20 protein-coding genes and 1 pseudogene are annotated in these 18489 nt (G+C 41.9%); 8 read left to right on the top strand and 13 right to left on the bottom strand.

Annotated elements, in window-relative coordinates; genetic code table 11:
* Nucleotides 1-50: 50 nt before the first annotated feature.
* On the bottom strand, nucleotides 51-1307 hold the full coding sequence (locus O3644_RS04855; protein ID WP_048763543.1) for a competence/damage-inducible protein A: 1257 nt from the start codon (nucleotides 1305-1307) through the stop codon (nucleotides 51-53).
* A gap of 270 nt (nucleotides 1308-1577) precedes the next feature.
* On the opposite strand from O3644_RS04855, the gene O3644_RS04850 reads away from it, so the two are divergent.
* On the top strand, nucleotides 1578-1988 hold the full coding sequence (locus O3644_RS04850) for a helix-turn-helix domain-containing protein (protein ID WP_371595205.1): 411 nt from the start codon (nucleotides 1578-1580) through the stop codon (nucleotides 1986-1988).
* 223 nt (nucleotides 1989-2211) lie between these two features.
* Here the strand turns inward: O3644_RS04850 and O3644_RS04845 are convergent, their stop codons facing one another.
* The 3 genes from O3644_RS04845 to O3644_RS04835 all read right to left on the bottom strand — a co-directional run bounded on the left by O3644_RS04845 (nucleotide 2212) and on the right by O3644_RS04835 (nucleotide 4523).
* Nucleotides 2212-2871 (bottom strand): ABC transporter ATP-binding protein, encoded by a 660-nt coding sequence (locus O3644_RS04845; protein WP_371595204.1) that lies wholly within the window; start codon nucleotides 2869-2871, stop codon nucleotides 2212-2214.
* Nucleotides 2864-3721, bottom strand: a complete 858-nt coding sequence (locus tag O3644_RS04840; protein WP_371595203.1) for a hypothetical protein — start codon at nucleotides 3719-3721, stop codon at nucleotides 2864-2866. The genes O3644_RS04845 and O3644_RS04840 overlap by 8 nt, the downstream gene beginning before the upstream one ends.
* Before the next feature lie 427 nt (nucleotides 3722-4148).
* Nucleotides 4149-4523, bottom strand: coding sequence for a hypothetical protein (locus O3644_RS04835; protein ID WP_371595202.1), 375 nt, complete (start codon nucleotides 4521-4523; stop codon nucleotides 4149-4151).
* A 230-nt stretch (nucleotides 4524-4753) separates the two neighbouring features.
* On the opposite strand from O3644_RS04835, the gene O3644_RS04830 reads away from it, so the two are divergent.
* Nucleotides 4754-5602, top strand: coding sequence for a helix-turn-helix domain-containing protein (locus O3644_RS04830; RefSeq protein ID WP_371595201.1), 849 nt, complete (start codon nucleotides 4754-4756; stop codon nucleotides 5600-5602).
* Nucleotides 5603-5622: 20 nt separating this feature from the next.
* Here O3644_RS04830 and O3644_RS04825 read toward each other — a convergent pair.
* The 4 genes and pseudogenes from O3644_RS04825 to ruvA all read right to left on the bottom strand — a co-directional run.
* A pseudogene (locus O3644_RS04825) lies at nucleotides 5623-5724 on the bottom strand (DNA-3-methyladenine glycosylase I); the annotation flags it as partial.
* Nucleotides 5725-5845: 121 nt separating this feature from the next.
* The gene (locus O3644_RS04820; protein ID WP_371595200.1) at nucleotides 5846-6499 is read right to left on the bottom strand and encodes a type II CAAX prenyl endopeptidase Rce1 family protein; all 654 of its coding nucleotides are present in this window, start codon (nucleotides 6497-6499) and stop codon (nucleotides 5846-5848) included.
* 4 nt (nucleotides 6500-6503) lie between these two features.
* A complete protein-coding gene (locus O3644_RS04815) occupies nucleotides 6504-7058 on the bottom strand; it encodes a DNA-3-methyladenine glycosylase I (RefSeq protein ID WP_125373075.1) in 555 nt (184 codons plus the stop codon).
* A 9-nt stretch (nucleotides 7059-7067) separates the two neighbouring features.
* A complete protein-coding gene (gene ruvA / locus O3644_RS04810; RefSeq protein ID WP_371595199.1) occupies nucleotides 7068-7661 on the bottom strand; it encodes a Holliday junction branch migration protein RuvA in 594 nt (197 codons plus the stop codon).
* Nucleotides 7662-7830: 169 nt separating this feature from the next.
* Between ruvA and O3644_RS04805 the strand changes: the two genes are divergently transcribed.
* Together O3644_RS04805 and O3644_RS04800 are read left to right on the top strand one after the other, a co-directional pair.
* Nucleotides 7831-8337: a helix-turn-helix domain-containing protein gene (locus O3644_RS04805; protein ID WP_371595225.1), complete on the top strand. Its 507-nt coding sequence runs from the start codon at nucleotides 7831-7833 to the stop codon at nucleotides 8335-8337.
* On the top strand, nucleotides 8321-8842 hold the full coding sequence (locus O3644_RS04800) for an RDD family protein (protein WP_371595198.1): 522 nt from the start codon (nucleotides 8321-8323) through the stop codon (nucleotides 8840-8842). The genes O3644_RS04805 and O3644_RS04800 overlap by 17 nt, the downstream gene beginning before the upstream one ends.
* Nucleotides 8843-8877: 35 nt before the next feature.
* On the opposite strand, the gene mutL is transcribed toward O3644_RS04800, so the two are convergent.
* Nucleotides 8878-10821: a DNA mismatch repair endonuclease MutL gene (mutL, locus tag O3644_RS04795; protein ID WP_371595197.1), complete on the bottom strand. Its 1944-nt coding sequence runs from the start codon at nucleotides 10819-10821 to the stop codon at nucleotides 8878-8880.
* A 184-nt stretch (nucleotides 10822-11005) separates the two neighbouring features.
* Between mutL and O3644_RS04790 the strand changes: the two genes are divergently transcribed.
* The gene (locus O3644_RS04790) at nucleotides 11006-11446 is read left to right on the top strand and encodes a LytTR family DNA-binding domain-containing protein (RefSeq protein WP_371595196.1); all 441 of its coding nucleotides are present in this window, start codon (nucleotides 11006-11008) and stop codon (nucleotides 11444-11446) included.
* Nucleotides 11443-11913, top strand: a complete 471-nt coding sequence (locus O3644_RS04785) for a DUF3021 family protein (RefSeq protein ID WP_371595195.1) — start codon at nucleotides 11443-11445, stop codon at nucleotides 11911-11913. The genes O3644_RS04790 and O3644_RS04785 overlap by 4 nt, the downstream gene beginning before the upstream one ends.
* A 191-nt stretch (nucleotides 11914-12104) precedes the next feature.
* On the opposite strand, the gene mutS is transcribed toward O3644_RS04785, so the two are convergent.
* Together mutS and argR are read right to left on the bottom strand one after the other, a co-directional pair.
* The gene (gene mutS / locus O3644_RS04780) at nucleotides 12105-14654 is read right to left on the bottom strand and encodes a DNA mismatch repair protein MutS (RefSeq protein WP_371595194.1); all 2550 of its coding nucleotides are present in this window, start codon (nucleotides 14652-14654) and stop codon (nucleotides 12105-12107) included.
* A 72-nt stretch (nucleotides 14655-14726) separates the two neighbouring features.
* Nucleotides 14727-15167: an arginine repressor gene (gene argR, locus O3644_RS04775; RefSeq protein WP_371595193.1), complete on the bottom strand. Its 441-nt coding sequence runs from the start codon at nucleotides 15165-15167 to the stop codon at nucleotides 14727-14729.
* A 125-nt stretch (nucleotides 15168-15292) separates the two neighbouring features.
* Between argR and argS the strand changes: the two genes are divergently transcribed.
* On the top strand, nucleotides 15293-16981 hold the full coding sequence (argS, locus tag O3644_RS04770; protein WP_371595192.1) for an arginine--tRNA ligase: 1689 nt from the start codon (nucleotides 15293-15295) through the stop codon (nucleotides 16979-16981).
* Between the two features lie 51 nt (nucleotides 16982-17032).
* Complete coding sequence (locus O3644_RS04765) at nucleotides 17033-17296, top strand: MarR family transcriptional regulator (RefSeq protein ID WP_371595191.1); 264 nt, start codon at nucleotides 17033-17035, stop codon at nucleotides 17294-17296.
* Between the two features lie 50 nt (nucleotides 17297-17346).
* Here the strand turns inward: O3644_RS04765 and nrdI are convergent, their stop codons facing one another.
* Both nrdI and O3644_RS04755 read right to left on the bottom strand, forming a co-directional pair.
* On the bottom strand, nucleotides 17347-17823 hold the full coding sequence (gene nrdI, locus O3644_RS04760; protein WP_371595190.1) for a class Ib ribonucleoside-diphosphate reductase assembly flavoprotein NrdI: 477 nt from the start codon (nucleotides 17821-17823) through the stop codon (nucleotides 17347-17349).
* Nucleotides 17824-17886: 63 nt separating this feature from the next.
* The gene (locus O3644_RS04755; RefSeq protein ID WP_371595189.1) at nucleotides 17887-18405 is read right to left on the bottom strand and encodes a lantibiotic ABC transporter permease; all 519 of its coding nucleotides are present in this window, start codon (nucleotides 18403-18405) and stop codon (nucleotides 17887-17889) included.
* Nucleotides 18406-18489: the final 84 nt, after the last annotated feature.

Below are 18489 nucleotides of genomic sequence, written 5' to 3'. Positions count from 1 at the left end.
TCCTATTTTTTCTAAAATGTCTTTTGGCCATCTTTTTATTATACCAAAAATCAGTCCTTTAATAAAGTTTTTCGTACGAGGTTGAAGGCGTGCATGACGGCGATCTTCCGCACATCACCTCGGCTGCGACCAGCAATATTGACCTCAATCATTTCCGTTCCTAATTCACTCGCTAAGCCGATAAAAACTGTCCCAGCTGGATGGCCTTCCAGCGAATCCGGGCCTGCCACACCTGTCAGACTGACAGCTAGGTCACTTTCAGTCAGCTTTCTAGCCTGCTCTGCCATTTTCCCAGCCGTAAAAGCAGAAACGACACCGTGCTGCTCCAGATCTCCCAATGGAATATCCAGCATCCGATTCTTTTCCTCCATGCTGTAGGTGACAAAGCCACCTGAAAAAATAGAAGAGGCTCCAGCAAAATCTGCCAAAGTTGCTTGAAAAAGACCAGCTGTCAGACTCTCCGCCGCTGAAATTGTCTTGGCTTGACTCTTGAGCAAGTCAAAGGCCACTTGAGCAAGCGAATTGTCGTCCCCGTAACCATAGAAAATCTCAGATAAAGGCTGTCCCTCAAAACTCTGATGCGCCAAAATAGACTTTTCCACAGCCTCAAACTTAGCATCCGCTTCTGCCTGACTCAGAGCCTTAGTGGACAATCGCAAAGTCACTTCGCCCGTCTTTGCATAAGGTGCAATGGTCGGATCACTTTGTTGATCAATCATCTGAGCCAAAATAGTCACCAACTGACTCTCGCCAATACCGAAGAAGCGCAGCACCCGTGAATACAATTTCTGGCCTGTGGATAAGAGGGGAACCAGCTCGTTATTAACCATAGGCTTGAGCTCACTAGGCGGGCCTGGCAGGACCACATAGGTCGCTCCATCAACTTCTAGTAAGCCGCCAACGGCCAGGCCTGTCGCATTTGGTAGCGGAGTCGAGCCTGTAACCAGCTGGGCCTGACGCTCATTGTTGGGCGTTCGAGCATAATCTGGTCGACTGGCAAAAAAACGGTCCAACTTTTCCACAGCCGCTGGGTCGAAGCTCAAACCTCGACCTACAAACTTAGCCAAGGTCTGCTTGGTCAAATCATCCTCTGTTGGCCCCAGCCCCCCTGTCAGGATAATTAAATCACTGCGCTTTTTGGCAATTTCTAGGACAGAGAGAAGACGGTTTTCATTGTCCCCTACTGCTGTCTGAAAATAGACATCAATCCCCAAACTCGCTAGCTTTTCAGATAAAAATTGGGCATTGGTATTGACAATCTGACCTGTCAGAATCTCGGTGCCCACAGCAATAATTTCTGCTTTCATAGAACCTCCTACATTACTATTCGGAATTGGCTTTATTTTATCACAAAAAAGGGCAAAAAAGTTGATTTTCTTTTCAGGAAATAAAAAGAGCTGTCAACTTGATTGACAAAGTTGTCAACATCCTGTGGATAACTTTCGAAAATCTGTTTGTTATGGAGAATAACTGGATTGTTAGGCAGATGCTATTGGCAAAGGAGACTTTTCTTTTTATAATAAACATGAAAAGGATGTAAAAAGTGATTTATTCATTTCGTTAGAAAGGGAATCATCATGAAAATCTCTCAAGTTCTCAAAGACATTCGTCAACATCATCAACTCACTCAGGAAGCCTTAGCAGAAAGGCTCAAGGTTTCCCGCTCTGCCATTACCCGCTGGGAAAGTGGAAAAGGAATCCCTGATATTGGGAATCTCATCGCCATTAGCCGCGAGTTTGATCTCAGTCTAGATCAGCTCATCAAGGAGGACGAGCGTTTGGAGAAAAAGGTCATCGAAGACAGCAAGGCCAAGAAATGGCACTATTTGGTCATCCTCTACCTTTTTTCCATCTTGGTTTATATTGGTGTCTTTGCTTACTTGCACCATATCTTTATGGCCGGCTTCCTCATCTCCACCCTCTTTATGCTCTTCTACGAACTGCGCATCTTTATCAAGGAAAAGATTTGGATGCAGAAAGATACATAAGACTTAAAGTTGCGAGAAAATAAGTTCTGAAAAGCATTTAAAACTTAGAACGTTGTTTTTTTAATATTGATTTTATGCTTTTTATGATAATCTATTGACGTATCACTAAGAAAATTTTAGCTATTTTTGATTTTTATAAAATAAAAAAGTTGAAATAAATCAACTTTCCAAAACAACTAAAAAGCTCCAATAATTCTATTCCATCCTTACAAATATATCTCATCTACGGACTTTCTATAATTTCTTGATTTACAATTTTATATGACCTATCTGCAATTTTTTTGATACGATCATCGTGAGTTGCGATAATGATAATTTTTTCTTGTTTTTTTAACTCTTGAAACATTTCTAATACCAATCGAAAATTGTTTTTATCTAAGTTGGTTGTAGGTTCATCTGCGAGTATTATTTCTGGATTTAATATTAAGCTTCGAATAATCGCAACTCTTTGTTTTTGTCCACCTGAAATAAATCTTACTTTCTTATCCAATTCTTTCTCTAAATAAAATTTTAATGCAAAAGATTTAGCTCTTAAAATAGCTTCCTCTTTGCTAAAAAATCTACTATATAATACTGGCAAGATTATGTTTTCTAAAACCGTGTAGTCGTCCACTAATGCAAAGTCTTGTAGAATATACCCAATATTTTTATTACGAAAATCACTCATTATATCATCATCATTACATAAAATCTCTTGATTATCATAATAGTATTTTCCTGAATCTATTTTTCTTAGTCCTGCAATTATTTCCAAAAAAGTCGTCTTCCCAATACCAGATTCTCCTGTAAGCAGGACAATTTCTCCTGTTGAAGCCCGAAAATTTACTTTACGGAAAATATTCTTATTGTCATATTTTTTGCAAATTTTCTCTAGTTTAAGCATTGAAAACTCCTTTCGTATGCCTGGATATATTAACATGAGCTGAAATAATAAAGAGTAAGTTAAAGACAAGTAAATAGATCCAGTCCGCCCAAATAAAGTTTAATCCAATAGCAAATATAAAAAGCACCATTCCTATAAAAGCCATCACAATCGGAATCGAAAATAAAATTAGAAAACGTCCTCTTAGCCATCTTTCCCCTGCACCAATCACCCGTAATAGTCTTAACTCTCCTTGACAAATCTTTATTGATGCTGAAAGCAACCAATATAATATAAAAAATGCAAATGTAAGCAATAAACATGAAAAAGCTACAGCAAAATAAAAATTATTCATATAATAATCTTTCTCAACTTGATAAGACTCTTTCATTGTTCTTATACTGAATGCTTGATTAATTGCTATTATTTTTTTAAACAATTCCTTATTATCTCTAGATTTCTGAAACAATATATCATTTAAAAAATGTTCGCTTAACTCTTCTTTTGAGAATACATCTTTAAGTTTTATTGCTGTAAGTAATTGAAGTTTTTCACCTTTTTCAATATAAGCAATTTTATTTCTATAAATTGCTCTGCCATCTCTTAAAGCAGTCAAAAGTGTATGATATAATTCATTTCTCTCCTCCATACTGATGGAAATAAGAGCCCCTGTTTCGTCAGCTTCTGGAATATAAAGCGACTCATAGCTCCCTTTATCTGCCTCTATCTTTAACCTTTCAATAGCTGGATATCTGCGAATCAATTGTGTGCTTTCATTCCAAAGAACACTATTTGTTAGAAAAACGAGTAGAAATAGAATAGTAAATAAGAACCAGCGTTTTTTTAAAATAAGAAAATAGATATTTTTCATAGAATTCTTCCTATAGATATAGCATAAATCCAAATATTGATGGTAAACATAATTAGTACCCATAACAAAAAAATCAATATTAATCTTATATCTATATCCTTAGCTAGATGCAAAATAAGATACATTACGGTACTAATAAGATAACTAATCAACAAATTGTAGAAATGCCATTTTAAATACTGATCAACAAAATTTGTATGTGACTTACCTAAAATATGATAAATGATAAATTGTTTCTGATACTTTTTATTTATAACAATTAACATAATAACATTAAAAAAAGTAAAAAATAAAGGAATCCAAAAATATCCTTTCTGACTGTAAACAAAAAGAGAAATAATGAAAACCGTCAAACTATCTAGTACTGCAATTTGATGCCAATATTGATTGTTAAATAGTCTCATCATCTCTCCTATTCATTATCGTATTAAAGTTTATATCTGTAAATTGTTTTTGCTGCCCATGGATTCATTGAATCCCAAACAGTTACAGCTTCATATACCCTGTCACTAGCAGGTCTCCAAGAATCCTTCATTGCAACAGCACCACCTAAATAAGTATTATTCCTATAATAACGAATCCAAGTAGTATTCCCATTTCTAGTAGTCCAAGCTTCACCATGATAGTATAGTTGATAATGTTCTGTACTTCTTACACCGTTTGAATAGTTACCATGTGTGGCAGCAATTGCTATCTCCCCTATTACGAGAGTTAATAAGAGTGTAAATATAGTAATTATTGTTTTACTAAGTTTCCTTTTCATACTATGCAACCTCTCTTCTTTTACAATATCATAATCCAACAATTTAAATTATTTAGTCCATTGGACTCACTCCTTTCCTATGCTATTCACTTTACCCCCATGGCCACCACCATGGAAACACACTTGTAGTAGCTATTAACGCTACTGACAGTAAAATTAAATTGTACATTATTTTTTTCATATTTGCCCTCCCTTTTATTTAATGATATACTATTTTAAAACGCTTTCTCAAAACGTAGCTTTTAGTAACATTTTCAAAGAGGGGTCTTATGCGTTGGGATTATGGAAAAATCTATAAAGAAATTAGGAAATCAAAAGGGTTGACTCAAGAAGAAATTTGTGGAGATTTTTTAGCTCGCTCAACTTTGGCACGAATTGAAAGCGGGCAAGTCGTGCCAAAGTTCGATACCATGATTTTTTTACTTCGCCAGATAGATATGACACTAGAAGAATTTAAATATATTTGTGATTATTATCAACCTAGTCAACGGCAGAAAATTTTAAATTCTCTGTATAACCAAGGTGAGTCTATTGTAGGGACGAAAAGCTTGTTACAATTGAAGAGAGAATGCGAGGCATATCTATATAAACATTCCGATATTCCGATTAAACATGCTTTAGATATCATCAATATTACTATTCATCTGAGACAAAATGGAATTGCTGAGACAAAAGAAATTAATGCTACTACCAATAAAATTTGGGCGTATTTAGAGAAACAGGACACTTGGTATGAAAGTGACTTTCGACTTCTTTCTACTATCCTTTATTTCTTCCCTATAGAAAATATCAAACAATTTACCCAAAAGATTTTAAATAGCATAAAAAAATACCAATCATTTCGCTATGGGAATAATCTACATATCGGACTCTTAGTCAACCTTTCTACCATCTATCTTTATAATGGATTAAAGAGAGAATGCGCTGAAATTACTAAATACATTTACGATTTGTCAAAAAAAGAAAAACGTTATGATTCTCTCGGGCTTTCACAGATTCGACTTGGAATTTGCAAAAATGATAACGAATTAATAAAAAAAGGGATTGCTCTACTACAACTTGCCGATGAAAAAGAGCTAGTAAAATCTCTAAAAGAAGAAATTGAAAAATACCGTTGAGAATCTTTCTCAAACGGTATTTTATGTAAATTGAAGTCACAATCATTTTCATGATCATTGATAAGGTCAGCTGCTTCTAGGAAGGAATAGACACAAACGGAACCGATAAATTGAAATCTTTGACAAGGTGTCAAAATACTTTTACAGTCTCTTATTAAACAAAAGGAATCACTATTTTAAATGATTTACATGCTCCCTACTCTCTAAAGATAAATTAGCTGATTATACATTACTTTCATCTTTCTATCTTAAAATAAATGAAATAATAAAAGCAATGATATTGTTACAACAATGAAGAGCAATTGGATACCAGATATTTTTGTCCTTTCTCAGATACAGGAGCGAGAGAAGAAGACCTCCGGCAACATAGGCAATGGCTGTCACCCACTCTGACAAGGCCCAGCTGTGCATATGAAGGGTAGCAAATAGAAAAGTCGTTAACACAATACCAAGCCAGTTAGGGAATTTTTCCAAGAAGCTGCCTAGGAAAAAGCGACGGAAGAAAAACTCTTCAACGATTGGCCCGATAAAGCAGCCGACCACCAAGATTAGAAAGGGATTTTTCAACAAGGCACCTTGAATATTGGCTTCATTCTGTCCCTGCAGTGGCAAGCCTAGACTGTGTTTAATCAGAGCTGAAAGCAAGTTGCAGGCAATGGACAGGAGGAAAACAAAGACCATATACAAGGAAATCGTTTTTAGAAATTCCTTCTTCTTGGTCAGAATCAAGGCTAGCTGCTCCTTTAATTCTTCACGATAAGCTAAGATTCCCAAGATAAATAAAAGGAAATAAACTGGGTAAATCAACCAATTTATCCCAATCAACTGCAAGCCTCTACCTAGGAATAAGATCGTATAGAGGGTGATAAAAATAAGGAGAAATTTTCTTTTTTTCATTGTTCTACTTCCAATCACAATCATTTTCATGGTCATTGATAAGGCCAGCTGCTTCTAAGAATGAATAGACACAAACTGGACCGACAAATTTGAAGCCTTGCTTTTTCAGCGCCTTGGACATAGTTTCTGACAGCTCTGTCTTAGTAGGTGCTTCCTTGTAGTTCGTAATTTGATTGTCAATCATTTTGAAATCGACAAAGGACCAGATATAGTCATTAAAAGAGCCAAACTGCTTTTGAACAGCCAGAAAAGCTTGGGCATTATCCCTAGTTGCATAGATCTTCATCTTATTGCGGACGATATTAGGATTATCCAAAAGAGCATCCAAGTCTGCATCCGTCATCTGGACAATTTTCTGGGCATCATAGAAATGAAAAGCTTCTCGGAAGGCTTGGCGTTTATTGAGAATGGTCTCCCAAGAAAGTCCAGCCTGATAGGTCTCCATGCAAAGCAATTCAAATAATTTCTGATCATCATGGAGGGGCTTGCCCCACTCCTCATCATGATAGGCCACATACAAGGGGTTGTTCATTTTTACCCAGCCGCAGCGTTTAGTCATAACTTTCTCCTATTTCACTAACATCTTGAGAGCAGACTTGATATAGTTTTCAGCTGTATCCGTCGTTCCTTCAAAGAATTTCTTGATTTTCTTGAGCTCAGCAGCTTTGTAACCCAAAGCCAACATGGCTTCCATGGCTTCTTCCAGCTCTTGATTTTCATTGCTAGCTTGCACTGCAGCCTTGACAGGAAGTTCGTCACCAGCTACTGCCACTTTTCCTTCTAAGTCCAGCACCATCTGCTGGGCCGTCTTCTTGCCAATCTTAGGAAACTTGGTCAGATAGGTGATATTTTTTTGCTCAATAGCTTGCACTAAGCCAGCATTATCATCCGCCGCAATAATAGCTAGGGCAGACACTGGGCCAATACCTGAGACTGAAATCAAGCTGAGAAAGAGCTGCTTCTCCTCCTCGGTCGCAAAACCGTACAGGAGCTCCGCGTCTTCTCTCACCACCTGGTGGGCATAGACCTTGGCTTCCTGATGGAGATGACCTGAGTAAGCATAGGGGTTGGCCACATGAAGAATATAGCCGATCGAGTTGACTTCCAATACAATGTACTTGGCTGTTATTTTACTGATGATTCCTTTAAAATATTCGTACATAATCTTCCTTCTTTTTGTATCATTTTGCCTATCTAGTATATCATATTTTCTGTCTGGAAACTGCAAACAGAAGTGCAACCATTGGTTGACAAAATGTACAAGAAGCTGTATTCTCAAGATAAGGAAAAGCTGTTAGGATAGAGTTAGCAAAGAAAAGGAGGCTGCGATGATGAAACTCGCTGATAAATTATTTGAACTAAGAAAAGAAAAAGGCTGGTCACAAGAAAAACTAGCTGAACAAATCAATGTCTCTCGTCAAAGCATTTCCAAGTGGGAGTCTGACCAAGCGCTGCCAGAGCTGGAAAAAATTGTAGAGCTGAGCAAGATTTTCCAGGTGACGACGGATTATCTGCTTTTAGAAGAAAGTAACAAGCCGGAAATAAAACCCGTCCTCTCAGAAGACGAAAAAGACCGCTACTATAAGCAAGTAAAATCTTATGGCTTCTGGCATATTTTGTATATTCTTGTATCAGCCTTGGCTATTTATCTCTTTTCTGCAGGTTCTAGCTTCCCAGCAAAATTCACTGGCCTGGTCTGGTTAACTTTTTTCCTCCTAGTCGCATCCGCAATGGCTATTAACAAGGCGCTAAAGATGAAGGAAAAGTATCTGGACAAGGTTATCGGCTTTGATGGGGACGCTCAGAAAGAAGGTGCTCAAGATGAAGCTAAAAACTGACAATCCCATACCAGTCAAAACTCGTCTGAAAGAACTCTTTGGTGACTGGCTCTTCATCTCAGGCTACCTCATTGCTCTTTTTTTACTAGCTATGGGCTTTTACAATCTGGTTCTAAGGGGCATTCCTACATTCACTGAATTCCAGAGCCAGCTTCTGGCTTTTTCTACCTCCGTCCTGCCTCTAACTATCATCTTTGCTTGGCTAGACTATAGAAAAGGCAGTTTTGGCAAGCGTTGGGCAGGTTTACAGTTGGTTTACAAGCATAGGAGCTTTGCTCACAGCCTTTTGCGCTCTGCTATCAAGTTTTTCCCTTGGCAGCTGGGACATATGGGAGCTATCCGTAGTGCTTATCAAGCAGATGCCCTGTCAATTTTCTTGTCAACTTCAGCAGGGATTCTCTTCTTGACCTTTCTGCTGATGGGACTGCTTCGCAAGGACAAACGCCATCTAGCTGATTTACTTGCTGGAACGCAAGTTCAGCTCAAACATCAAAAACAGCTCTAGTTCTATGACTAGGGCTGTTTGATCTTCTATAAAGTTTAGTATTTCCCCAACTCCCGCAGGCTAGTATGATTTTCCTGAATGCGGCGGAACATTTTTTCCATATCCGACTTGGTGAAATTGACCAAGACCGGTCGGCCGTGAGGGCAGTTGTAAGGATTGTCACACTGGGACAGCTGAAAGAGCAAGTCGCGCGCAGAGTAGTCATCCAGACTGTGATTGGCCTTGATAGAGCGTTTGCAGCTCATCATAATGGCCAGCTCTGCTCGATATTTCTTGATGGAAACTTCCTTGGTCAGGAGAAGCATATCACACATCTCATAGATGCCTGCCTCAATCTCCTCTTCCTTGAACCAAATTGGATGCTCACGGAGGATAAACTGATTGGCTCCGTACTCTTCTAAAAAGATGCCAGCATCTTCTAACAACTCCATCCGCTGCTTGATTCGCAGCATATCGTCCGCTGGAAATTCAAAGATATAGGGCACCAAGAGCTGCTGCTGGCTATTATCCACATCCCCAATCTTCTCCCGATAATACTCATACTTGACCCGCTCTTGAGCAGCATGCTGATCAATAATGTAAAGACCACCCTTGCCCTGAGCGAAGAGATAGGTACCATGCATCTGGCCGAAATATTCTAACTCTGGGAAGCTTGATTTCTCTTCCTGTTCCAACTTATCCACAGCCCGCTCCAGACTGGCCTGGTCTAGCTCTGGATGGTCTAGCTGGTCATAGCTAACTGGCTTTCTCTCTGCAAATTTGACCGAAGTCGGTTGCGGTTCTGCTTTTTCATCTGTCGCTTCATGAACAGGCTCCGCTGTTTCTTCGAAAGATAACTGCTGCTCTGTCACCTGTGGCTTGAGGAAGAAGTCATTCTGCTCTTTATCGTAGTAGAGGCGATTTTCTTTCAGCGGAAGACTGGTCTGTTCGGGCTTAGTCGCACGCTTAACAGTTGATTTGGCCAGATTTTCCAAAGCATCTGGGATAAGGTCTTGTTCCTTGAGACTAGCCGCAATGGCTTGCGAAATCAAGGTCATGAGTTCGCGCTCTTTAGAAATGCGCACCTCTTGCTTGGTCGGATGGACATTGACATCAGCTAGATAGGGATCAATCTGAATATTGATGACCGCTAGTGGAAAGCGGCCGACCATAAGCTTGCTGCCGTAGCCGTCCAAAATAGCACGATTAAGTAGGAAATTCTTTATATAGCGGCCGTTGATGAGGATTGTAATATAATTCCGATTGGCACGAGTCAGCTCAGGCAAGCTGACATAGCCGCTCACCTCAAAGTCCAAATCTGAAGCAGAAATTTCCACCATTTTCTTGGCTGTTGCCAGACCATAGATGCCTGCAATAGCCTGACGCAGATTACCACTGCCGGCAGTCCGTGTCATTTCGCGGCCGTCACTGATAAGGGTAAAAGCCACTTCCGGGTGGGCCAGACTAAGCCGATTAATCACATCAACGATGTGGGATAGCTCAGCCTGCTGGCTCTTCATATACTTGAGCCGGGCTGGAGTATTAAAGAAGAGATCTTCTACCTTGATTTTCGTTCCCACCGGACTGCTGGTAGGCTCATGCTCTTCGATCTCGCCACCCTGGGCAACCAGTAGAGTCCCGTGCTGGCCGGCTTCCGTCGCTGTCTCAATGGTAAAACGAGAGACAGAAGCAATGGAAGGAATGGCCTCGCCTCGGAAACCCAGCGTCCGGATCCGAAAGAGATCTGCCTGCTTCTTGATTTTACTGGTAGCATGGCGTCGAAGAGCCAGAGGGACATCTTCGTGGTCTATGCCTTCACCATTATCCGTCACCTGAATGCTCTTGAGCCCGGCCTCCTCGATTTCGATGGTAACCTGGCTTGCACCCGCATCAATTGAATTTTCCACCAGCTCCTTGACCACGCTGCTAGGCCGCTCAATGACCTCACCGGCCGCAATCTGATTGGCTAGAATTTCTGGAAGTTCGATAATTTTTGACATCTTTTTCTCCGTATTTGTTCTGCTATCTATTATAACACATTGGGCCCTTTCTAGCAGAGGACAGCCTTTTCTCAACCACTCTGCTCACAAGACAAACCAAATAGACACAAATAGCTGCCACATGGTCAAAAGGGCTTGTTTTCGCTGCCAAGTTGCGGTTTAATAAAGGTGAAAGGAGGAAGTTATGAAAGTTAAGCTAAGAATCGATTCTCAAGTCACCGAAGACACCGTCAGCATTGAGGCTCGCCTCATGACAGAAAGCATTCAGGAATTGGTCCACTTTGCTCAACATCTAGGCAAAGAAGACAAGATTCATGTCAAGAAAGAGGACGAAATCTATTTGCTGGATGCTAAGGAAATTCATCGAGTCTATACAGAAAATCGTCAGGTTCAGGTTCGAACAGCAAAAGACGGCTATCGAGCTCAACAAGCTCTTTATCAGTTGCTGCAGGTCCTACCGGAATATTTCCTGCAGATTTCTCAGTCAGAGATTATCAACAGCCGGCAAATCAGCCATCTCAAGCTGATTCCAAATGGTCTGATTCAAATATTTCTGAAAAACGGCGATCAGACATACTCGTCCCGCCGCTATCTTAAATCCATCAAAGAAAGGTTGCAATTATGAAAACTCGTCTTAAAAAACTCTTTTTCGGAGGGATTGGAGGGATTTTCATCGGTCTCTTCTTCTCCATGATCATTTCTTATTTTTACAATCCAGCTTATCTACCGCTTCACCCTCGCTCACCTATCGGCCACTTCTTTTTGAGCCAGCATGTCCATGTCTCTCTCATCATGCTCTACTGCATGCTTATCTGGTTTATCATGGGAGCTATTTTCAGATGGAGTGGAAGCTTCTTACAAAGAGACTGGAGCATCCTGCGCTCCGTCATTAGCCACTATGGTGTGATGATTCTGACCTTTGCACTTTTGGCTAATCTAGCTGGATTTTTCCCAAGAGAAAAAATACTCAGCCTGACACTGACTGCCGTCGGGGAATTCACCCTCATTTATCTGGTCATTTCAGGCGTCATCTACTACCGCACCTACCGCAACATTCAAAAAATCAATAGCGGCTTATCTAGCAAATCGTGAGAATAAAAAGAGAGTGGGACAGAAATCGGTAATTCGTTAGAATTCGATTTCGTCGTCCCACCTCCGCACAGTTGAGTAGGGCTGTAAAAGCTGATGAAATCAGCGTAGTAGAGCCCACTCAACCACTGCGTCTTGCTCGACAATCCAAAGACAATTGAGAGGCTAGGACTTTTGTCCCAGCCTCTTTGTTTTTACAACTTCTTCTTGAGCTCGGCCACCGCTGCCATGACTTCCAGGGGAGTCATATTGTAGATGTCCAGGTCTCGGAGTTCAGTCAGGACTGGATTTTCCAGCCCTTCTGCAAAAAGAGACAGCTGCTCCGCCACTTGTGACTGCTTCGGTCTGGATGCAGCAGGAAGCTCTGAGCCTAGTCCTATATCCTGACTCTCCAAATGGCTCAAAATGCTATCCGCCCGCTCCAGCAATTTCTCAGGAAGACCGGCAATTTTCGCTACATGAATTCCGTAGGACTTGTCAGCCGGACCTGGCTCAATCTTATGCAGGAAAGTCACCTGTCCGTCCTTTTCCAAGGTTGCCACATGGACATTTTCCAAATGCTCCAAGCTGTCCTCTAAAGCTGTCAGCTCATGATAGTGGGTGGCAAAGAGGGTCTTGGCCCCAGTATAATGATGAATATGCTCAATAATAGCCTGAGCCAGCGCCATCCCATCGTAAGTCGCCGTCCCGCGCCCCAGCTCATCAAAGAGAATGAGCGAACGCTCGCTGGCTTGTCGAATGGCCCGATTGGCCTCCATCATCTCCACCATAAAGGTGGACTGGCCGGACACCAGATCATCTGCTGCACCGATGCGAGTGAAAATCGCATCGAATAGCGGCAGACTGGCAGACTGGGCGGGCACATAAGAGCCCATCTGTGCCATAATGACGATGATAGCCAATTGGCGCATATAGGTCGATTTCCCGCTCATATTCGGCCCAGTAATCAGCTGGATGTCCGTTTCCTGGTCCAGCAGAATACTATTTGGAATGTAGCTTTGAGCTCCCATGACCTTTTCGACAACAGGATGGCGGCCTTTTTCAATCTGCAGACAGCGCTCCCCAGTAAAGACAGGGCGCACCAAGTGCTGCTGTTCAGCCACCGCAGCAAAGCTCTGCAGGACATCTACAGCTGCTAGCGTTTGTGCCAAGGCTTGCAAGCGCTGGATGTATTTGCCAGCTTCCTCGCGAATGCGCATGAAAATCTCGTATTCCAGATTAGCAGATTTTTCACGCGCCTCCAGCATCTCTCCCTCAATCCGAGCCAGCTCTTCCGTTCCGAAACGCTCCGAATTTTTCAGGGTCGCCTTGCGGAAGAAATGACTAGGCACATGAGCCAGCTGGGAATTGGTCACATGGAAATAATAACCATCTTTTTTGTTGTAATCAATCTTCAGATTGCTGATGCCGCTGTTAGCACGTTCTTTGACTTCCAGCTCTGCAATCCATCCGGTCCCCTCCCTCAGCACAAGCCGATACTGATCCAAGGTTTCATCAAAACCTGTCCGAATAATATTGCCCTCGGTGATGATATGAGGTGCATCCGGCGAAATGGCCGAGCTAATCAAGCCTGCCAACTCTGGAATAGGATCCAAGCCCTCAATCAAACGAGCTAGATGCGGGCTGCCGATTCCTTGCAGGATAGCCTTAATCTGAGGCACACTGCCCAATGTAGCTGCCAGCTGCAGCAGATCCTTGGGATTGGTCTTGCCAAAAGACACCCGACTAGCCAACCGCTCGATATCATAGACTCCCTTGAGGCTCTCTGTCAAATCACTCCGCTCAAAGAAATGATCCAGAAAAACCTCGACGACATTCTGCCGCTGGCTAATTCGCGCTTCATCAATGAGCGGCCGCTGGATCCAAGAGCGCAGCATACGGCCTCCCATGGCTGTCTTGGTCTCGTCCATCAGCCAATAAAGACTGCCGTGCTTCTTACCCGAGCGAGCATTTTCTGTCAAATCCAGACTCGCCTTGGTGGCATAGTCCATTTGCAGAAAGTCCTTGATTTCATAATGCTGAGCCTTCTTCAAATGGCTGAGCTCCCTCATCTGGGTCCGGTGCACATACTCCAGCAATTTCCCCGCTGCCTGACGCTCCATCGGAGACAGTTCCTCTCCCAGCAGCTGGACATCGTCCAAAGCTGTCTGCACATAGGACAATAAGAGGTTCATCTGTCCAGCCAAAACCTGCTCCTCAGCTTCTGGCAAGGCATAGCCCAGCACCACTTCCCTTGCCTTCAAATTACGGATTTCCCCGCAGACCAAGCTAAAGTCCTCTAAACTAGTCACCTGAAACTCACCGGTCACCAAGTCCATATAAGCTAGACCATAGAGGCTATCCGAGTGATCCAAAGCCACCAGAAAGTTATTCGCAGAGTCGGGCTTAGTAGAGTCCACCACTGTTCCCGGTGTGATAACCTGAACGACCTCCCGCTTAACAACCCCCTTGGCTTCTTTGGGATCTTCCATCTGCTCCGCAATCGCTACCTTATAGCCTGATTCGACCAAAACATCAATATACTGCTGAGCCGAATGATAGGGGACTCCAGCCATGGGAATGGGATTTTCAGCATTTTTATTGCGGCTGGTGAGAGAAATCTCTAAAATCTGGGCGGCATTGACCGCATCATCATAAAACAACTCATAGAAATCCCCCATCCGAAAGAGCAAGAAAGCATCTGGATAGTCCTTCTTGATATCCAAATACTGCTGCATGCCTGGCGATAACTTTTCTACTGCCATCTCTATCCTTTCTAAAAACAAACGAGGTCAGGACTTGCGTCTCAAACCTCTCCATCAATCCTAAGCTTTTGGCTATTCCATACCTTCTTTGACACTCATCTCGATTTCTCTAGCCGCTTCCTGATCCCGGCAAATCACGAGCAAAGTATTGGCGCCTGCAACAGTTCCTAAAATCCGACTATCCAGAGAACCATCTACCACATTTGCCAAGACCGTCGCTTCGCCCAGTCCTGTACGGAAAACCAGCGTAAACTCCGCTCGAGAAACAGCCTGAACATGACTGGCCAGAAATCCAGCCAGGTCCAACTCCTCTGCTTCATGAGCCAGCACATAGTAGACTTGCCCGTCTCTCTTCAGCTTGGTCAAGCCAATCTCCCTTAGGTCACGCGAGAGGGTTGTTTGGGTCACAAATATCCCCTCATCTTCCAGTCTTTTTTGAATATCCTTCTGTGTTCCTAACTTTTCTTCCTTGATCATCCATTTAATAAGCTGATGACGCTCGCTTTTTCTCATACTCGACCTCATTGACTGAATATTTATACTCTCAATTATATCAAAAAATCTATCTTATACCAAAAAAATTGAAGATTCCTCATAAAATGTGATAGAATAGTAACAAAAGACCCAAAGGAGCAAATATGGATAATAAACAATTAATCGCTAGCGAGTTGGCCAAAGTTATTGACAGCTTGGACCAAAACGCTATCTCTAACCTACTAGAGCAACCGAAAAGTTCCGATCTTGGAGACATTGCCTTCCCAGCTTTCTCACTTGCAAAAGTAGAACGCAAGGCTCCTCAAGCTATCGCTGCGGATATTGCTGAAAAGATCGACCCAAGTCACTTTGAGAAAGTTGTCGCAACTGGACCTTATGTCAACTTCTTCCTCAACAAAGCTAAAATCTCTGATCAAGTCATCAAAGAAGTCATCAAGGAAGGCGCTGACTATGGTCAACAGAACGAAGGTAAAGGCGAAAATATTACCATCGACCTTTCCAGTCCTAACATTGCAAAACCTTTCTCTGTCGGACACTTGCGTTCAACCGTTATTGGAGATGCCTTGTCCAATATCTTCCGCAAGATGGGCTACAATACCATCAAGATCAACCACTTGGGTGACTGGGGCAAGCAATTTGGCCTCCTCATGGTTGCCTACAAGAAATGGGGCAACAAGGAAGCCGTTGAAGCTAACCCAATCGATGAACTCTTGCAACTCTACGTTCGCATCAATGCCGAAATCGAAAACGACCCAGCCTTGGATGAAGAAGGTCGCCTTTGGTTCAAGAAACTGGAAGATGGCGATCCAGAAGCAACAGAACTCTGGCAATGGTTCCGTGACGAAAGTCTTGTTGAATTTAACCGTATCTATGAATTGCTCGGTGTTGAATTTGATAGCTTAAACGGAGAAGCCTTCTACAATGACAAGATGGACGAAGCCGTTAAGATTTTGGAAGACAAGGGTCTCCTGAAAGAATCAAAGGGCGCTAGCATTGTGGACTTGGACGATGTCAATCTCCCACCAGCTATGATTAAAAAATCAGACGGTGCTACGCTTTACATCACCCGTGATATTGCCACTGCTATGTACCGTGCACGCACTTACAACTTCGTCAAGAATGTTTATGTCGTTGGTCAAGAACAATCAAACCACTTCCGTCAGCTCAAGGCCGTCCTTAAGAAGATGGGATTTGACTGGAGCGATGATATGATCCACGTGGACTTTGGTCTGGTTACGAAGAATCGCCAAAAACTTTCAACACGTAAAGGAAACATCATCCTTCTGGAACCAACTCTGCAAGAAGCAATCAGCCGTGCCAAAGCTCAAATTGAAGAAAAAAATCCAAATCTGGAAAACAAAGAAGCTGTTGCCCATGCAGTTGGTGTCGGTGCCGTTAAATTCTACGACCTTAAAACTGACCGCCGCAATGGTTACGACTTTGATTTGGAAGCAATGGTTTCCTTTGAGGGTGAAACTGGACCGTATGTACAATATGCCTATGCACGTATCCAGTCTATCCTGCGCAAAGCAGACTTCAAGCTAAGTCTTGATGCCAACTACAACCTCAACGATGCTGAAAGCTGGGAAATTATCAAACTGATCCAAGACTTCGCTCGCGTAGTTAAACGTGCATCTGATAACTTTGAGCCATCTCTGATTGCCAAATACGCGATCAGCCTAGCTCAAGCCTTCAATAAATACTATGCTCACACTCGCATCTTGGATGAAACTCCGGAACGTGACAGCCGTCTAGCTCTTAGCTACGCCACTGCTGTTGTACTGAAGGAAGCTCTCCGCATGCTTGGTGTAGAAGCACCAGAAAAAATGTAACCCTACACAAACCTTCCAGTTTTGGGAGGTTTTCTTAGGAAGAGATATTTTATGAATGAAACTGCTTATATTTTAGTTGCCCTTAGCTTGGTCATTCTCTTTTTGTACAACAAAAGAGAAAAGGTAAAGTTGCAGATTTTGCTGCAGCAGGAACTCCTAAAAAGTGATCATTTTCGACAAGAACTCCAAGAAAAAATGGCCACTAGCGAAAACCAAAATGACCTTATAGCTTACGTTAACAAAAACTACCGTTTAGGAATTTTATATTCAAAAGAGCTGGTCGAAACTATCACCGGCGAACAAGCAAACCAATAATACAAACAAAAGCCGCTCGGTCAACAACTGTTGACTGAACGGCTTTTTTCTTATGCTTTTATTCCGTACAATTCCTCGATAATGCCAGCTACTTTTTTGATATCGCCCAACATGCCACGCATTTCAAAATCAGCTAAAACGGGGAAGCCAAAACGTTGGCTGTACTGTTTAGCGGTCAGACAGTATTGATTATTAAAATTACGGTTGCCACTTCCGATAACTCCAAAGCACTTGCTAGCATTTTGCCCATAGGCAATAAAATCGGCTACATCCGTCGTGAGAATTTCGACATCGCCATTATCCACACCATTACCACCTTCCAGATAGGTCGGTAGAAAAGTGATGAAGGGATTGGCCATTTCAAAGAACGGATGCCCCTCTTTCACTAAGTCTTTGATGTGAATTTTCTCAATCTCTAAACTCGGATGCTGCTCTAATAAATAGTCGCTCAAACGACGGACAAAACTCTCTGTATTGCCACTCAAGCTAATATAAACTAAGGAAACTTTCATGTTTATTTGCTCCATTCCAAAAAAATAACATTTATCCGCTCATCTAGCTTATCAGCAGTAAATGTTATTTGCCAAATCTTAATCTTCTTCAACCGCTTCTACACTCTCAGCTTCCTTTTGCTGCTTGATCAGCTTAAAGATAACAATGGAAAGGAAGATAAGACTAACAACAACAGAGAAGCCAATAGTAAAGTTCAAGCCTAGTATCTGAGATGAGAGTAAGGATGGATCTGAAAAAGAAGACGTTGCAATCCCTTTTGCTACCACATAACCGTACGCTGTTCCAATCAAGCCAATAAGAACGTTCGCGATGTAAATAAGATTTGCTTTGAAAATATCTTTCTTAAAAACAAAGAACCAAGCTGCAATCAAAAGAAGCAAGCTAACATAAAAGAAAATATTATTTATTAGCGAACCTGACAGTTCAGCGCTCTTACTAAAGTAAGTTGCATACTGAGATTTTGCTGGCTCATTAACCCCTTTTAGCAAGGTTTCCACGGCATCATTTGAAGAGGAGAACTTCGAAATAAGCCCCCACAAAGTGCCTACTGTTTCTAACCCCAGTAAGACATAGAGATAAATTGGTTTCTTTTTCATAACAACCTCCTGTAAAGAAATACTTTTTCTTATTATACACCCAAAAGAAAAGACTGACAAGAGACAAGGTCTGCTACGATTTTA

The organism is Streptococcus sp. 27098_8_113, assembly GCF_041432545.1.
GTDB lineage: Bacteria > Bacillota > Bacilli > Lactobacillales > Streptococcaceae > Streptococcus.
The sequence above is the reverse complement of the archived record's forward strand: the minus strand, read 5'-3'. Positions and strand labels throughout refer to the sequence as shown.

Excerpts from the sequence above, each read along its gene's own strand:
- O3644_RS04790 (WP_371595196.1), top strand. The coding sequence starts at position 11,006 with ATGAAAGTTAAGCTAAGAATCGATTCTCAAGTCACCGAAGACACCGTC.
- nrdI (WP_371595190.1), bottom strand. The coding sequence starts at position 17,823 with ATGGAGCAAATAAACATGAAAGTTTCCTTAGTTTATATTAGCTTGAGT.
- O3644_RS04850 (WP_371595205.1), top strand. The coding sequence starts at position 1,578 with ATGAAAATCTCTCAAGTTCTCAAAGACATTCGTCAACATCATCAACTC.
- ruvA (WP_371595199.1), bottom strand. The coding sequence starts at position 7,661 with ATGTACGAATATTTTAAAGGAATCATCAGTAAAATAACAGCCAAGTAC.
- argS (WP_371595192.1), top strand. The coding sequence starts at position 15,293 with ATGGATAATAAACAATTAATCGCTAGCGAGTTGGCCAAAGTTATTGAC.
- O3644_RS04815 (WP_125373075.1), bottom strand. The coding sequence starts at position 7,058 with ATGACTAAACGCTGCGGCTGGGTAAAAATGAACAACCCCTTGTATGTG.
- argR (WP_371595193.1), bottom strand. The coding sequence starts at position 15,167 with ATGAGAAAAAGCGAGCGTCATCAGCTTATTAAATGGATGATCAAGGAA.
- O3644_RS04820 (WP_371595200.1), bottom strand. The coding sequence starts at position 6,499 with ATGAAAAAAAGAAAATTTCTCCTTATTTTTATCACCCTCTATACGATC.
- O3644_RS04805 (WP_371595225.1), top strand. The coding sequence starts at position 7,831 with ATGAAACTCGCTGATAAATTATTTGAACTAAGAAAAGAAAAAGGCTGG.
- O3644_RS04755 (WP_371595189.1), bottom strand. The coding sequence starts at position 18,405 with ATGAAAAAGAAACCAATTTATCTCTATGTCTTACTGGGGTTAGAAACA.
- mutL (WP_371595197.1), bottom strand. The coding sequence starts at position 10,821 with ATGTCAAAAATTATCGAACTTCCAGAAATTCTAGCCAATCAGATTGCG.
- O3644_RS04830 (WP_371595201.1), top strand. The coding sequence starts at position 4,754 with ATGCGTTGGGATTATGGAAAAATCTATAAAGAAATTAGGAAATCAAAA.
- O3644_RS04855 (WP_048763543.1), bottom strand. The coding sequence starts at position 1,307 with ATGAAAGCAGAAATTATTGCTGTGGGCACCGAGATTCTGACAGGTCAG.
- O3644_RS04785 (WP_371595195.1), top strand. The coding sequence starts at position 11,443 with ATGAAAACTCGTCTTAAAAAACTCTTTTTCGGAGGGATTGGAGGGATT.
- O3644_RS04800 (WP_371595198.1), top strand. The coding sequence starts at position 8,321 with ATGAAGCTAAAAACTGACAATCCCATACCAGTCAAAACTCGTCTGAAA.
- mutS (WP_371595194.1), bottom strand. The coding sequence starts at position 14,654 with ATGGCAGTAGAAAAGTTATCGCCAGGCATGCAGCAGTATTTGGATATC.
- O3644_RS04840 (WP_371595203.1), bottom strand. The coding sequence starts at position 3,721 with ATGAAAAATATCTATTTTCTTATTTTAAAAAAACGCTGGTTCTTATTT.
- O3644_RS04765 (WP_371595191.1), top strand. The coding sequence starts at position 17,033 with ATGAATGAAACTGCTTATATTTTAGTTGCCCTTAGCTTGGTCATTCTC.
- O3644_RS04845 (WP_371595204.1), bottom strand. The coding sequence starts at position 2,871 with ATGCTTAAACTAGAGAAAATTTGCAAAAAATATGACAATAAGAATATT.